This window comes from Haladaptatus pallidirubidus, from assembly GCF_020700235.1.
In the GTDB taxonomy this organism is placed as follows: Archaea; Halobacteriota; Halobacteria; order Halobacteriales; family Haladaptataceae; genus Haladaptatus; species Haladaptatus pallidirubidus.
The window spans coordinates 1,057,369-1,071,734 of record NZ_CP085301.1; the positions used below are offsets into that span (position 1 = coordinate 1,057,369).

Annotated in this window: 17 protein-coding genes; 6 read left to right on the plus strand and 11 right to left on the minus strand. The window is 59.3% G+C overall.

Features of this window, described 5'->3' with window-relative positions:
• Positions 1-86: 86 nt before the first annotated feature.
• The 3 genes from LIX15_RS05980 to LIX15_RS05990 form a co-directional block, all read right to left on the minus strand.
• Positions 87-515 carry a hypothetical protein gene (locus LIX15_RS05980; RefSeq protein ID WP_227776581.1) on the minus strand — a complete coding sequence of 143 codons (429 nt, stop codon included), beginning with the start codon at positions 513-515 and terminating at the stop codon, positions 87-89.
• Between the two features lie 120 nt (positions 516-635).
• Complete coding sequence (locus tag LIX15_RS05985) at positions 636-1,094, minus strand: hypothetical protein (protein WP_227776582.1); 459 nt, start codon at positions 1,092-1,094, stop codon at positions 636-638.
• Positions 1,095-1,398: 304 nt separating this feature from the next.
• Positions 1,399-2,178: a sulfurtransferase gene (locus LIX15_RS05990; RefSeq protein WP_227776583.1), complete on the minus strand. Its 780-nt coding sequence runs from the start codon at positions 2,176-2,178 to the stop codon at positions 1,399-1,401.
• Positions 2,179-2,420: 242 nt separating this feature from the next.
• On the opposite strand from LIX15_RS05990, the gene LIX15_RS05995 reads away from it, so the two are divergent.
• The 3 genes from LIX15_RS05995 to LIX15_RS06005 all read left to right on the plus strand — a co-directional run bounded on the left by LIX15_RS05995 (position 2,421) and on the right by LIX15_RS06005 (position 4,392).
• Positions 2,421-3,287 (plus strand): sulfurtransferase, encoded by an 867-nt coding sequence (locus LIX15_RS05995; RefSeq protein ID WP_227776584.1) that lies wholly within the window; start codon positions 2,421-2,423, stop codon positions 3,285-3,287.
• Positions 3,288-3,460: 173 nt separating this feature from the next.
• Positions 3,461-3,676 carry a DUF7511 domain-containing protein gene (locus LIX15_RS06000; protein ID WP_227776585.1) on the plus strand — a complete coding sequence of 72 codons (216 nt, stop codon included), beginning with the start codon at positions 3,461-3,463 and terminating at the stop codon, positions 3,674-3,676.
• Between the two features lie 89 nt (positions 3,677-3,765).
• Positions 3,766-4,392 (plus strand): rubrerythrin family protein, encoded by a 627-nt coding sequence (locus LIX15_RS06005; RefSeq protein ID WP_227776977.1) that lies wholly within the window; start codon positions 3,766-3,768, stop codon positions 4,390-4,392.
• Positions 4,393-4,411: 19 nt separating this feature from the next.
• Here LIX15_RS06005 and LIX15_RS06010 read toward each other — a convergent pair whose 3' ends face one another.
• Both LIX15_RS06010 and LIX15_RS06015 read right to left on the minus strand, forming a co-directional pair.
• Positions 4,412-4,681, minus strand: coding sequence for a DUF7553 family protein (locus LIX15_RS06010; RefSeq protein WP_227776586.1), 270 nt, complete (start codon positions 4,679-4,681; stop codon positions 4,412-4,414).
• Between the two features lie 335 nt (positions 4,682-5,016).
• Positions 5,017-6,252 carry an ABC transporter permease gene (locus tag LIX15_RS06015; RefSeq protein ID WP_227776587.1) on the minus strand — a complete coding sequence of 412 codons (1,236 nt, stop codon included), beginning with the start codon at positions 6,250-6,252 and terminating at the stop codon, positions 5,017-5,019.
• Positions 6,253-6,990: 738 nt separating this feature from the next.
• Between LIX15_RS06015 and rpiA the strand changes: the two genes are divergently transcribed.
• Positions 6,991-7,671 carry a ribose-5-phosphate isomerase RpiA gene (gene rpiA, locus LIX15_RS06020; protein WP_227776588.1) on the plus strand — a complete coding sequence of 227 codons (681 nt, stop codon included), beginning with the start codon at positions 6,991-6,993 and terminating at the stop codon, positions 7,669-7,671.
• Positions 7,672-7,739: 68 nt separating this feature from the next.
• Here the strand turns inward: rpiA and LIX15_RS06025 are convergent, their stop codons facing one another.
• Positions 7,740-7,907, minus strand: coding sequence for a DUF1931 domain-containing protein (locus LIX15_RS06025; protein ID WP_227776589.1), 168 nt, complete (start codon positions 7,905-7,907; stop codon positions 7,740-7,742).
• Between the two features lie 172 nt (positions 7,908-8,079).
• Between LIX15_RS06025 and larB the strand changes: the two genes are divergently transcribed.
• The gene (gene larB / locus LIX15_RS06030) at positions 8,080-8,844 is read left to right on the plus strand and encodes a nickel pincer cofactor biosynthesis protein LarB (protein WP_227776590.1); all 765 of its coding nucleotides are present in this window, start codon (positions 8,080-8,082) and stop codon (positions 8,842-8,844) included.
• Between the two features lie 40 nt (positions 8,845-8,884).
• Here the strand turns inward: larB and LIX15_RS06035 are convergent, their stop codons facing one another.
• The 5 genes from LIX15_RS06035 to LIX15_RS06055 form a co-directional block, all read right to left on the minus strand.
• Positions 8,885-9,151, minus strand: a complete 267-nt coding sequence (locus tag LIX15_RS06035; RefSeq protein WP_227776591.1) for a hypothetical protein — start codon at positions 9,149-9,151, stop codon at positions 8,885-8,887.
• A 103-nt stretch (positions 9,152-9,254) separates the two neighbouring features.
• Complete coding sequence (locus LIX15_RS06040; RefSeq protein ID WP_227776592.1) at positions 9,255-11,375, minus strand: heterodisulfide reductase-related iron-sulfur binding cluster; 2,121 nt, start codon at positions 11,373-11,375, stop codon at positions 9,255-9,257.
• 87 nt (positions 11,376-11,462) lie between these two features.
• Entirely contained in the window at positions 11,463-12,170 is a 708-nt protein-coding gene (locus tag LIX15_RS06045; RefSeq protein WP_227776593.1) for an energy-coupling factor transporter transmembrane component T family protein, read from the minus strand.
• On the minus strand, positions 12,167-12,865 hold the full coding sequence (locus LIX15_RS06050) for an energy-coupling factor ABC transporter ATP-binding protein (protein WP_227776594.1): 699 nt from the start codon (positions 12,863-12,865) through the stop codon (positions 12,167-12,169). The genes LIX15_RS06045 and LIX15_RS06050 overlap by 4 nt, the downstream gene beginning before the upstream one ends.
• Complete coding sequence (locus LIX15_RS06055; RefSeq protein ID WP_227776595.1) at positions 12,862-13,446, minus strand: biotin transporter BioY; 585 nt, start codon at positions 13,444-13,446, stop codon at positions 12,862-12,864. The genes LIX15_RS06050 and LIX15_RS06055 overlap by 4 nt, the downstream gene beginning before the upstream one ends.
• A gap of 150 nt (positions 13,447-13,596) precedes the next feature.
• Here LIX15_RS06055 and LIX15_RS06060 point away from each other — a divergent pair, with 150 nt between their 5' ends.
• Positions 13,597-14,199, plus strand: a complete 603-nt coding sequence (locus LIX15_RS06060) for a conditioned medium-induced protein 4 (protein WP_227776596.1) — start codon at positions 13,597-13,599, stop codon at positions 14,197-14,199.
• The last annotated feature ends 167 nt before the right edge of the window (positions 14,200-14,366 follow it).

Below are 14,366 nucleotides of genomic sequence, written 5' to 3' on the forward strand. Positions count from 1 at the left end.
CCGGCATGATGTTCGGCCCGTGGAGAGAAGTGGACAGGAGGGAGTGTAAATTAAATATCGCTATATGAAATATGCCGAGGATGGTATCACGCTTGCAGAATGGAAACTTCGAGTAGATTGAGATTCGTGCTGAAGTACGTGGCGTCCTCTCCGAGTCGAAGACGGTCACCGGTCGGCAGAAATTGGCGCGTGAACAGGAACGTGTAGATGGGCGTCCCGTAGATTTCGTAGGTGATGACGTATCCGTTATAATCGTCCGGTTGCGAAAGTACCTGCACGCCGTCGGGCGGTTCATCGAGGATGGCGACGGTTATCGTGGCGGGAAGATTTCCGAGGACGCGAAACGGAACGTGAGGGTGATAATCGCGGGTGAACAGCAATGCGGTACCAATCGGCGGACGTTCACCGGTCTGGCGGGTGAGGACGTTAAAAACGGATTCGAGCGAAGGGGGACCGACTGAAGTGGCGTCGATGAGTTCCGATGGTTCGTTCGCTCGTTCACGGTCGTCTTTCATACCAGTTCAGTCATTTTGGAGTACGGAAACGGACGGTTTGGTACCCACTCTTCTCTCTGTCGTATTCGAAAAATGAACGCGAAATCTCGTTGTTCTTCAACCAACACAACAGCGGACTACTTAGTTGCCGCCTCCGCCTTGGAGGTTGGTGCTCAGCAGGTTGAGTTCGCTGCTGAAGATGGTGGCGTCGCCAGAGAACCGTCGTCGGTCGCCCGAACTGAGACTCGCAGACCTTGAGAACATCATCGTGGTTATCGCCGCGTTTTGGCCCCCAAGGTTGTAACGAATCACGTAGCCGCTGTAGTCGTCGGGCTGGCTGATTTCGGGCACGTCACCGCCACCGGGTCGTTCGAGCAGTCGCACCGTAGTCGATTGCTCCAAGGCGTTCGTGACGCGGAATGGAACGTTCGGGTGGTAGTCGTATGTGTAGACCAACACCTCACTGTCCTGCGCTGCGGCGGTTCCGGCACTACCGAGACCCAACGCAAGCGCACCCGTTGCGAGCGCGCCCTTCTTCATAAACGAGCGTCGTTCTGCCGATTCGACGTTTTCTGTGTCTGTTTGTTTCTTCTCGGTCATCCCTTTTCCCCTCCCGGGGTGACAGGCTATAGGCCGGAACCTACGATAAAGGGCTTCCACCGTTTTGCAGGCCAATGAAAAACTATCCTCGTTAGGTTCACACCAGCAATCGACTCGAACAGTTAACATTCGAACCCTCTTTTCCGTTACCGAGTCGCCTGAGGCCGTTTCCGGGTGGTAATGACGAAAACCACGCCATCGTCGTGAGGTGATTCCATCGAGCAACGCGAATCGCCGACGGCGTATCGGAGCGAGCGGACGGAAAAGAGCCGTTACGACCGAGCGCGTGTGAATTGCTCCCCGACTACGCCGTTTCGAGTTCACCGTCGGAACCAGTCCACTCGGTAAGACTCCCCTCGTAAAACCCGATGTCGTCGTAGCCCAGATGCGAGAGGACGACGTAGGTGTGGCTGATTCGTCGGGCAGTGTTGCAGTAGAGAACTACCCGCTTGTCGGGTGTCACGCCGTTCGAATCGAGGATGTCGCGGAGTTCGTCCGACGATTTGAGACCGCGGGTATCGTCATCCACGAGGTCGAGCCAATCGACGTTGATCGCACTCGGTAGATGTCCCTCGGCAAACTCCTGGGGGTCGCGGGTATCGACCAGCACGGCATCCGGGTCGTCGATTGCCGATTCGACTTCTTCGCGTCCGATAAGTGGATTTTCCTCGGGTTCTCGAACCCGATACGTCACCGCATCCGGGTCTACTGTGTTGGACGTCGTTTCGTGGGTTCCTTGCCACGAACTGAAATCTCCATCGAGGAGGTGGAGGTTTTCGTGGCCGTACAGTTCGGCGGTGACGAGGAATCGTGCCGCGAACACGCCGTGCATGTCGTCGTAGGCGACGATGGTGTCGTTTTCGGTGATTCCGGCATTTCCGAGGAGGTCGGCCCACGTTTCGGCCCCGGGGAGCATTCCCGCGTCGTCCGCGTCGGCGGAGCGAAATTCATCGAACGGAATGTTGACCGCAGTCGATAGGTGGCCGATTCCCTCGAACTCCCATTCGTCGCGCACATCGACGACGTGTACCTCGTCCAGTCGTGCTGCGAGCCAGTCCGCGGAAACGACGACGGTATCCTGCATCAAATCGACCTAGCGACGCCAACGTCTTAGCCACCCGGGTTCCGTCGAATCGAGCGGAAGACCGGAGAATCCGGAAATAATTTCCGGATGTTTGTGGTTGATTTCCGCCAGTGTATCCGACGACAACGCTTTGCGGTGAAATCGGGCGTATTTTGCGGCAATATACGCCGGAAGACTCGACAGAAGGCGGAACCTTCCGGCAGTAACAACGATATAATCGGGGCGCAGAAAGATAGACGTGCATGAGTAACAGTGATTACGCAAAAGACGTGCTCGTGACCGCGGACTGGGTCGAGGACAACTTGGATAAGTTCGAGAGCGATGATCCCGAATACCGCCTAGTAGAGGTGGACGTGGACACCGAGGCGTACGACGACGCCCACGCCCCCGGCGCAATCGGGTTCAACTGGGAAACCCAACTACAAGACCAGACGAAGCGGGACATCCTCGAAAAAGAGGACTTCGCAGACCTGCTCGGAAACCACGGTATCACCGAAGATTCCACCGTCGTCTTGTACGGTGACAATTCCAATTGGTTCGCGGCCTACACCTACTGGCAGTTCAAATACTACGGCCACCGCGACGTGCGCCTGCTGGACGGCGGCCGCGACTACTGGGTCGAAAACGACTATCCGACCACGGACGAAGAGCCGGAATTCTCCGGAGTCGAGTACAACGCCCGCGGGCCGTTCGAGGGAATCCGCGCCTACCGCGACGACGTGGAGAAGGCGATCGACCGCGGCGTTCCACTCGTGGACGTTCGCTCGCCAGAAGAGTTCAGTGGCGAAGTGCTCGCCCCGCCAGGACTCCAAGAAACCGCACAGCGCGGCGGCCACATTCCCGGCGCGTCGAACGTCTCGTGGGCGGCCACGGTCAGCGACGACGGCACGTTCAAAAGCCCCGATGAACTCCGCGAACTGTACGAGAGCGAAGGCGTAACGAACGACCAGGAGGTCGTCGCCTACTGCCGAATCGGCGAACGCTCCTCGATTGCGTGGTTCGCGCTATCGGAGCTGCTCGGCTACGACAACGTCGTCAACTACGACGGGTCGTGGACCGAATGGGGCAACCTCGTCGACGCACCTATCGAGACCGGAAGCGGAAACTAGTCGCAAAGCGGTCGATAAATCAGTATTTTCTATCGATGAAAGTGGTCGAGGAGGTTCGATAAGAGCAACACGTCAGAGGTACGTATCTATACAGAGACCTACTAGCAGGGGTTATAGAGAAGCGACCGAATCTCGATACTGACGCGTCTTCCGGACGCTTCACGAGATCACACATGACCGGTAGTTTCGATACAATCGACAAATTGGCCGAACCGAAACCGAGAGCCACCGACGGGCGATCGTTGGAGTTGTCGTCCGTCGTGGTCGAGTACAATGGCGAACCGGACAGATGTACTATTTATCCGACCGAAGCGACCCGCCTCCAGCGAATGGCGAACTGGATGACCGCCGACGCGGATGCGTTCGTTCCGCTTGACGAGATGTGTTAGTCCGTAGCCTGCTCGCGGTTCGTCCTTCGTTCGTCCGTTTTCTTTCCGCCGTCGGAGAATACAAGCGGGTCGCCTGCGTACCGTGGCGCATGGATTCGGACGAATTTGTCGAAGCAGTCCGTAAGGAGAACGAAACCGCCCTCTCGCGGCTCGGTTCATCGAAATCCCTGTACGCGGCAACCGGAGGCGAACTGGAACCCGACGAAGTGTTTCGGGCCGCCGCCGACTCCGAGCATGCGGCATCCGAGACGTTCACTCGGTGGGCCGATTCGGAAGACGACGAGGATGCGAGCGACCTGTTTGCGAGCAACGCCGAGACGGAGACGAAGCATTACGAGACGGTTTCGGGGAAAATGGACGACCACGAACCGGGCGATATTCCTGCACTGCACGAGTATCTCCGCGGACTGGACGACACCCGCGAACGACTGGGTGGATTCGTCGGGCGCACGCTCGCGAGCGAAAAATCGAAGACGCAGTTGACTGGTTTTTTCACCGGGCAGGCGGACCCCAAATCGGCGAGTCTGTTCCGCGATTTGAAAGGCGACCTCGAAGAACAGTTGGACGGAGCGGTCGAGCTGCTCGCCGAACGTTGCAATTCCGACGAAGAGTGGGAGCAGGCAAAAGAGGCCGCTAACGGCGCGATTACCGCGGCGTACGAAGAGTACACGGAATCATTGGAGTCGATGGGCGTCAATCCGAAACCAGTCTGCTGAGTGAAGTCCACCGCGAAGTTCAGACGCCGCTTACGGTTTCGCGGTGTGCTTTGACGTGGTCGTAAGCGCTCTCGATTCGTTCTTCCGTCTCCTCGTCAACGTCGGATTTGAGTTCCGACAGCGAGTGCATGATTCGGTCGAGTCGGCCGTGGTCGGGACCGTGGTCTGCTTCCGCGAGGTCGCTTAGCGTATCGGCTTGCGATTCGAGTCGGTCTTTTACGTCGCCGGAAACATTCGTGCTAGCGTGTTTCAGTTCCTCTGCGGCTTGCACCAGTTCTTCTCGTGGCATGGCCGGGACTACGACGGGAAGGAAAATAGTGCTATGGGCGCGTGCAAAAATGGGTGCGGAATCGCATCCGAAACGGAAGTATCGCCGCTCCTCAACCGGGAGATATTCGGCAGAATTCGAACGCGAACGACCGGTGAAGGGGAATCGCGGAAACCCCAAAACCCTCCCAGATTGCCCATTCGAAAATTGACTCGGGCATCGCGTGTCGCAGCACGGTTGCCGATTATAGGGGTGAGCAGGAATTCCCCCATCCCCCCAGAATGCGGGGGTGACCGCATTCACTCATTGTTGATAGTCGAGTAATGTGTAAATAGTGCTTCGAACGTCCAGCTTTTTTATTCGTATCGAAGCGCGTCGATGGGGTCGGTTCGGGCCGCGCTCCACGCCGGATACAGTCCGGCGACCACGCCGACGAGAACGCCGACCGCGATTGCGATGGCGAACCACTCCAGCGGGAAAGTGAGCGACACGTCGATGTAGCCCGCGACGAGGTACGCCGCGCCGACGCCAAGCGGCGTTCCCAGCAGTGCACCGAGCAGGCCGAGCATGACGGCTTCCACGAGGAACAACTGAATAACGTCCCGGCGCTGTGCGCCGACGGCTTTCATGATACCGATTTCCTTGGTTCGCTCCGTAACGCTGACAAGCATGATGTTGGCGATACCGATGGAACCGACGACCAGCGAGATGACGGCGATACCCGTCACGAAGCCGGTGAGCGTGTTGAGCAGGTCTTGCACCTGCTGGAGCAGTTCCTCATTCGTCCGGGCAGAAAAGTCGTACTCCGTCGGCATGAGCGAAGCTGCATCCGAATCAGCTTCGAGATAGCGGAGCATCTCGTCGCGGGCGGGTTCAACCGCGTCCGGGTCGGTCGCAACGACCGTGAGCAGCGGATACACGCGGCGATTCTCGCCGTCAATCGACACGCTCGTCTCGTAGAACGGGTCGGTCGGCGTGTAGACCCGCGGTTGGGAGGCAAAACCCTCGAACGGCCCCTGACTTTCGGAACCATTCAGAATGCCGACCACGGTAGCGTTGACGCCCGAACCGTTCGCGCGGAGGATGGCGATGGAGTCGCCGACCGAGACGTTTTCGTCGAATTGGGTCGCCGCGGCGGTGTTCAGGACGACTTCGTTCGCGCCGCTCGAGAACGCGCTGCCGGATTCGAATTCCGCGCCGTCGAAGTACCCGGGCGTGATGGCGACGACATCGCTTCTGGCCACCGTGTCGTTGCCGTACCTGAGCCCCGAGGTCGGAACGCTCCCGCGCGGGATGACGCTTTCGACGGTGTCGATGCCCTCGATTCGGGTTATATCGCGCTCTGAGAACACGGGTTGTGCGCCCGCGCCGGGCGCACCCTGCTCTCCCTCGGGGCCGGTCCAGACGTAGATTTGTTGGGCTTCCTCGCCGCCAACGTCGCCGATGATGGACGCCTGTACGCTTGCACCGAGAGTTGCGAGCGCGATGACCGCCGCAACCCCGATTATCACGCCGAGCGTCGTCAACGACGAGCGGAGTTTGTGACCCCGGATGGAGCGCCAACTCATTCGGAACACTTCGCGCGCGTCCATCAGTCGTGTTCTCCGTGGTTTTCGGTCGTGCGCGCCGCAGCCATACAAACGTGAACGGAGTATATCGTCAAAATCCTACCGCCGACGCGAGTTGGGTTGGGTCGAAAACCACATGGACAACGTGGCGCGCGCATCGGCGGGTCTGAGGAGAACGAGGTTTCGCAAAAATCTCGGACGCGAGCGGTGCAACCGCGAGCAACGAAGACCCGTCGATTATCTCGCGAGGGATGAGCAACCGAGCGCAGGCGAGGGAGCGAATCGGTTGGGAAGGATGTGGCGGTTGCGGTGGCAGTTATTTATTGTCGTGATTTGCTCACTACTATTTGACGATACTACGTTTTGGCAAATCACGACAACAAACGAAGCCCTCGAACTTCGCTCGTTTCACTCGCTCCGCCCTCGCCCTTCATCCGCCACGGAACCGCCTTGGTCACACCCACCCCAGCCGATTCCTTTGCTCACTGCGTTCGTTCTGGTCATCCACCATCAGTGGTACGCTCTGATGAGCCATTCGCTCGCACGGGAAGAGACACGGTTTCCCCTGCTCTCGTTCGCGTCGCTCACGAGAACTCCGCCGTCGCTCACGAAGACCTCGCACGCTATCAAGACAGGCCTTCGGACGATATGTCCTCAGGCCTGTCTCAGCGCGCCACAGGAAATAAAGCGAAATTCGTAACTCCACCTATCCAAACGTCCTCGCAAACCTTTTTCGAACCGAGGCGAAAAACCACATCGTATATGAAATCGACGGGTGGAAGCGACGAGGCGAAGCGAAACGCGGGCGAGAGCGCGGCAGAGGCGGTCAAAGACGGGATGGTCGTCGGACTGGGAACGGGAAGCACGGCGGCTCACGCGATTCGCGCGATTGGGCGCGCGGTGGACGCCGGAATGGATATACGGGGAGTTCCGACTTCGTTCCAGTCGCGCCAACTAGCCCGTAAGGAAGGGATTCCGCTGACCGACCTCGATTCGGTGTCGGAAATCGACCTCGCAATCGACGGGACAGACCAGTTCGCCGGAGGAAGTCTCATCAAGGGCGGCGGGGCGGCCCACGCCCGCGAAAAAGTGGTAGACAGTGCGGCGAAACGGTTCCTCGTCGTGGCAGACCCGAGCAAGGAAGCGGAACGACTGGATCACCCAGTCCCAGTCGAAGTGCTTCCCCCCGCTCGAACCACGGTAGCCGCGGATATCCGGGAGTTGGGCGGGGAACCCACCTTGCGCGAAGCGGAACGAAAGGACGGTCCGGTCGTCACCGACAACGGAAATCTCGTTCTCGACTGTTCGTTCGGTGAGATTCACTCGCCCCGGGAGCTCACGAGGAGTCTCGCGTCGATTCCCGGCGTGGTGGAACACGGCCTATTCGTCGGGATGGCGGACGAGATTCACGTCGGCACCGACGACGGCGCGGAAATTCGGTAGTCGGAGGGTCGGAGAACGTTCAGCAGTCGCTGGGCGGGCGAAAAATAAATGGAAGAAAGTTTCGTGTTTTACAGGTCGCGAGGTTGGACCGTCTTCCGGTCGTTTTCCTCGGCACGTCGGGCGGCGTCATCGAGGAGCGCAGCGACTTCTTTGTCGAGTGCATCGTAAAAGTCCGACGCAACGTTTTTGTCGTCGAGCGCTTCCTTCACAGCGGCTTTGACAATAAGGTCTGCCATACAGGATTGACGTTCCGTAGCCCAGTTAATAAAGCTTCCCAAATTATGCGGTTAAGCCCCACGAGTAGAAGAATCCGCCCGACTCTACCAACTGGGCCAAAACTTTTAAGTTGAGAAAAGTAGACAGGCGTGGGACGATAGACGGGAGTAGGAGGAACACAGAGAGGCATATATGCGGGAATTACTCGAAGCGGTCGCCGCGGGAGAACTGAGCGTCACCGAAGCCGAGTCAAGACTGTCGGGCTACGCGACGACGGAGGCCGGACGCTTCGACGCCGCCAGAGAGACGCGCAGAGGCGTCCCGGAGGCGATTCTCTGCGACGGGAAAATGCCCACCGAGGTAGCAACCCTCGCTACGGCGGCCGTCGAAACGGCGGGGCGAGCGCTGGTCACGCGGGCCAACGACGAGCAGATACGAGCAGTCCGCGCACGCCTCGCGGAGGAGCATCCGGACGCGAACGTCCGAGTCCGCGAGCGAGCAAACATTCTCGTCGCGCACGCAGTCGGATTCGACAAACCAGAACTCGACGCCACGGTGGGCGTCGTCAGCGCGGGCACGAGCGACGCGATTCCCGCCGGAGAGGCGGTCGCCGTCGCGGAAGAGATGGGCGCAACCACCGAAGAGATTCACGACGTGGGCGTGGCGTCCCTCGTGCGCGTGCTGGACGAAGTAGATGCGCTCCGCGACCTCGACGTGCTCGTCGTCGCCGCCGGACGCGAGGGGGCGCTCCCCACGGTAATCGCGGGGTTAGTCGATACGCCCGTCATCGGCCTGCCGGTTTCGAACGGCTACGGCCACGCCGGACAGGGAAAATCCGCGCTCTCGGGGATGTTGCAGTCCTGTACCGTCCTTTCGACCGTGAACATCGACGCTGGATTCGTGGCGGGTGCACAGGCAGGGTTGATAGCGCGAGCGATAGATTCGGCGAAGGAATGATGATGGGAGCGAAAAGTCGAGAGTAGTTCAGGGGTGTCGTTCAGGCGGACTGCGTTCGAGTGTCTTGCCGTTGACGTCGGAAACTGACCACCGTAAGCGGGAGAAGAATCGCCAGCAGGACGGCGAAACCAATGGTAGCGAAATGCAGTTCGAAGAACCCGACAGCGGCAAGGTACGCCCAGAAGAGCGCGTACCCGGTATCAGTGACGAGAACGATTCGCGGTTTATCCTGGATGTACCGACCGTAGAGCATGACGAGTTGGGCGACGAAACTCACTACCGCGAGACCAATGAGAAGGAGACGCATTTTCTGTACGGTCGTTTTTCTCCGATATAATCGTTGTGCTACGAACGGTTCTATCGGATGAGCAGTCGTCGAAATCGTGGGAGAAACGAAAATCAGCGAGTGGTCACGCCGAGACTTTGATTTTGTCTTCAGCGCCCAACGCTTCGACCACCAGTTCGGCAACGTCCACGACTTCGATGTCCTCTTCGTATCCACCCGTTTTCCGTCCGTCCTCGTACATCGTCATGCACATCGGGCAGGCGACGACGAACTTCTCGACGCCCGAGGCGGCGTCCGTGTCCTCCAGCGCCTCCCGGATGCGCTCCTCGCTCGGTTTGGGGTCTTCCTCGAAATCCATCCAGAGGCCGCCGCCGCCGCCGCCACAGCAGAACGAGTTGGCGCGGTTGCGCGGCATCTCGTCTAGCGTACAACCGGTACCTTTGACGATTTCGCGGGGTGCCTCGTACTCGTCGTTGTACCGCCCGAGGTGACACGGGTCGTGGTAGGTGACGGTGTAGTCGAGTTCGTTCCCGGACAGACCCGTGCGGCCCGAGCGGAACAGTTCTTCCACGACCTGCGTGTAGTGATAGACCGGTGCGTCGAACTCCTCCGCCATCTCCGGATACTCGTTTTTGAACGTGTTGTAGCTGTGCGGGTCGGTACAGACAATTTTGTCGAAATCGCATTTCTCGAACGCGGCGACGTTGTCCTCAACGAGCATCTCGTACAGGCCTTCCTCGCCGACCCTGCGAACGTCGTTTCCGTCGTTTCGCTCCTCCTCGTAGAGGATGCCGTAGGAGACGCCCGTCTCGTGGAGGATGGTAGCCAGCGAGCGCGCAACGCGGCGATTTCGCTCGTCGTAGGACGGATAGTCGCCGACGTACCAGAGGAACTCCACGTCCTCGTCGCGGGCATCGGGAATTTCGAAGTCGAGTTCCTCCGTCCACTCGGGACGACGGCGTTCGGGGTCGCCGAAGGCGTTCCCGTTCTGGAAGACGTTCATCATCGCGTCCTGCACGTTCGCGTCCATCTGGCCGGATTCGGTCAGTCTGCGGTTCATGTCGCTGAACGACGTGAGGTGTTCGATGTCAACCGGACAGGCGTCCATGCACGCCATGCAGGACATGCAGGATTCCATGGTCCTGCTGTCGATGACGCTGGAACCCCCGTCCGCGATGATTGGCTTCTCGTCGGTCGTTCCGGCGTCCAGATTCTCGCGGTACTGTTTCAGGTCGAGAATCACATCTCGGGGGTCGAGCGGCCGACCGGAGGCCTTTGCCGGACAGACCGACGAACAGCGGCCGCATTTCGTACAGGCGTCCTGGTCGAGCAGCTGCCGCCACGAGAAGTCGTCGATACTCGTCGCGCCGATTTCATCGGGGCTGGCGTCGGACGGGACGCCCGGAAGCCGTTTGCCCGCTTTCTCGTCGCGCGTGACGACGTTGGCGAACGACGAGAGCATGTGGAACGGTTTGGCGTAGGGAATCGCCGCAACGAAGACGAGCGCTGGAATCGCGTGCGCCCACCAAACGACCGGATACCATGCCACTGCGGCAGTTTCAGAGACGCCCGCGATTTTGAGCACGTCGGCTACGAACCAGCCGACAAAACTGACGGTTTCGAAGTCAGGAAAGCCGGTTCCGAGAATTCGGAACCCTTCGGTGATGTAGCCGCCGACGCCGAGCACGAACAGCGTCCAGATGAACAGGTCGTCCTCTCTACTGGTGTGTTTCCCCCAAAGACGGTGGTTTCGGACCCAGTAGCGTCGGTAGATGGCCATGCCGACGCCGACGACGAACAGCAGGCCCATCGCGTCCATCACGAGCGAGTAGGCGAGGTAGAAGTTACCGGCGAAAAACGAATCCTCACTGCCGAGGACGTAGTGGGTGAACTTCTGGTAAATATCCATATCGATGGCGAGAATTGTCGTACCGATGAGGAGGGTCAAAAATCCCCATAAGATGAACGAGTGCATCAAGCCGCCGTACAGGTCGCGGTTGAACTGTTTCTCGTTCGAAAGCACAACTTTCGCCGCGTGCGTGATTCGACCCGGAAGGCCGTTCAGTCGCTCGAACCAGTCGTCTTCCCCGTTTGCGTACCGCGCGAAGCGGTTGTAAACGCCGAACAGGAAGAAGAAGACGGCAACTGCGGCGAGGAAATAAAATATCGCCTCGCCGATAAGCCCGATTCTCCAGAACGTCGGACGCGTCGTGCCCGACGCCTGTGCAAGCGCGAAGATTTCCATGTTTTATCAGGTGGAGACGAATTGCTTAAATCTTGCTTCCCGTCCATCCTCCCGCTGTCTTGCGAGAATAAAAAACAAATTTGTAATTTATACGAATACCCAGCCGACGAGCGCGCAGATGAGACAAATCGCCGGAACGTCGCGGCGCGAAATCGCCAGCGGGGGAAGGGTTGGGTTCCACGCGAAACAGCGAACGCGGAGTGCGAGCGAAAACGTATCCGCGCGGGAGAACACGCGCGCCACCCCCGCTGCCCCGACGAGCTGCATTCGCTCCGCGAGCGACCGCTCCGTTCCGAGTCGGGCGGCGATAGCTTCTCGAATCGCCCGTAAATCGGCCTGTAAGACCGGAAGAAAGCGAAAAACGAAGGCGACACCCATCCCTAAAAATTGACCGGGGCGACCGGGGACGAGCCACTGAATCGCCGCGCGCGACTCCCGAACCGGCGTCGTCCGGATGTACGCGGCGCTCACACAAAGGATGAGAATCACGCGATAGCTGGCCAGCGCGGGCGGAATCGCGTCTGCCGGAACGAACCACGGCGACCCGAGCGTCAGGGACGCGAACAGCGGCCCGCCGAGCAAAAACGGAAAGACGGATCGAAACTCGCGGAGCACCCAGAGGGGCGACGTCTCCGCAGAGATAAGAACGACTCCGACAAGCACGCTTAGCAATGCAAGACCGCGCGGCGTCGTGTGTGCGAGCGCGGCGAAGGCGAAGACGGCCTGAAAAAACAGCTTCACCCGGGGGTCGAGTCGTTCCGAAAAGGCCCCCATTGAACGATGCGAAAGCGTCATGGGACGTGGATGCCGAAATCGGCGATTTCCGACGCCACATCGTTCGGTTTTCCATCGACTGCAACCCGTCCGTCCTGGAGTGTGACAACTCTGTCGGCGAGCGGCCACACGTCACGCAGGTCGTGCGTGACGACGACGAATCCGGTTCCCTTGTCCGAACAGCGTTCGAGGTGGGTGATCACGGAATCGCGCGCCGGAGCGTCCAATCCGGTAAACGGTTCGTCCAGCACGAGGTGTGCCGGTTCCATCGCCAGCGCGCCCGCGATAGCGACGCGCTGGCACTCGCCGCCGGAGAGGGAGTCGATTCGGTCGTTTTTCCGGTCAGCCATTCCGACCGCGGAAAGCGAGGTTTCCACCCGGCGGTCGATTTCCTCGTGGGAAAGACCGAGGTTTTCGGGGCCGAACGACACGTCCGCGCCGACAGTCGCCGAGACGAAAGTGTCTCGCGGATGTTGAAACACCATTCCGACGCGCGTTCGCGCGGCCACGAGGTCGTCTTCGACCGGCGTTCCATCGACCAGTACCTCACCCTCGTCGGGCGTGAGCAGGCCGTTGAAATGCCGGACAAGCGTCGTCTTGCCGCTCCCGTTCGGCCCGGCGAGGACGACGAACTGTCCGTCGGAAATCGTCAGCGAGACGCCGTCGAGCGCGACCGTTTCACCGAATCGGTGAACCAGGTTTCGCGTCGTTATCATTCGGCGGTGACGCGGTCGCTCCGAACGATACCGACCGCGGCGGTGATTTTGAACGCTTCGAAGGGAACGAACGCCAATGCCGAAAGCGTGAACGCCTCGACCAGCGCGTAGTTACCGAAGTACGAGAAGCCGACCGTTCCGAGCACGTAGATGACGGCGGTTCCGGCAGCCATCCCGGCGACGAGTCGAACGACACCGACTCGTTTCGGGTCGTGGAGCGTCAAACCGCCGTGGACGATGATGCCGATGACGAACGCGGCGACGGGGTACGAAAGCAGGTAGCCGCCGGTGAGTCCGACCAGTTCAGCGACTCCGGCGGAGCCATTGGCAAAAATCGGCGCGCCGGCCGACCCTGCGACGAGGTAGAGTACCGTGGAGGCAGACCCCCAAAGCGGCCCGAGGAAGATTCCGGCGAGGAAGACGCCGAGGACTTGCAGTGTGACGGGAATCGCCGGTGCAAGGGGGTTGGGAAACGAAACTTGTGCAAATGCGCCGATAACCGCCGCGAACAGCGCCGTACGTGCGATATTTCCGACCATTTGCTCGCCGACAAGTTCGACCGAACCGGTTTCAGTTGACATGGTCAATTATCGCTCGTCAACCAGTAATATAGCTTCGGTTGACAAGGAGAGTATTAAATATACTAACATGCGAACAGACTCCGAAAATTGGACAAAATTCCACTAGTCGCCCAACAGGTTTTTATATTATCGCAGCATCAGGTACGCGCCATGGATAAGAAAACCGAGGAACTTCGTGACATCTTCATGGATGTAACCGACGAGGAAACAGTTACGGAGAAACAAGCGGAGACGCACGGCTCTCTCGGCTCAGAAGAGAAGGTTAACGAGCGACTGCGCGATGTTATAGAGGAGATGCGCGGGCGTTACGACTTCGGAACGTCCCTCTCCGACGACGAGTTGGCCACCGTCGTTCGACAGTTCTCGGCGGGCAAGGAGGACAACGAAATCGCGGACGAACTCGGCGATGCGTCGCTCGGTGAGACCGTCTTCCGCGCGCGAATCGACCTCCACCTCTTTCGGGAATCGGACACCGATGCACCGTTCGACATCGCAGACCTCAAGGATTGTCTCGTCTCCGAGATGTCGGTCGCCGACTGCGCCGACCAACTCGATACGAGCGAATCCACGGTTCGGCGCTACCAACGCATCATCGAAGCCAAAGACGAAGCGCGGTCGGTCAATCAGCAGTACACCAACGAGTTCGAAAACATCCTCCAAGACCGCGAGCTATCAGACCGGATGACGCAGGATATACAACAGGACGGATTGGAGGACGCGACCGAGGGAATGGAGTCGAACGTTTCCTTCTAAAACCACTTTTTTCTGCGGTCGGGAGCGAAAACCAGCGCCGTACGGCGCTGGTTTTCGCCTACCTCTCTGGAAAAATCTGGACCAAAAGCCTTCGCTCCTTCCTTCGGTCGTCGCTCGGCCCGCTCGCTCGTTAATTCATTCCTCGCTCGCAGAGAGTGGCTAATTCC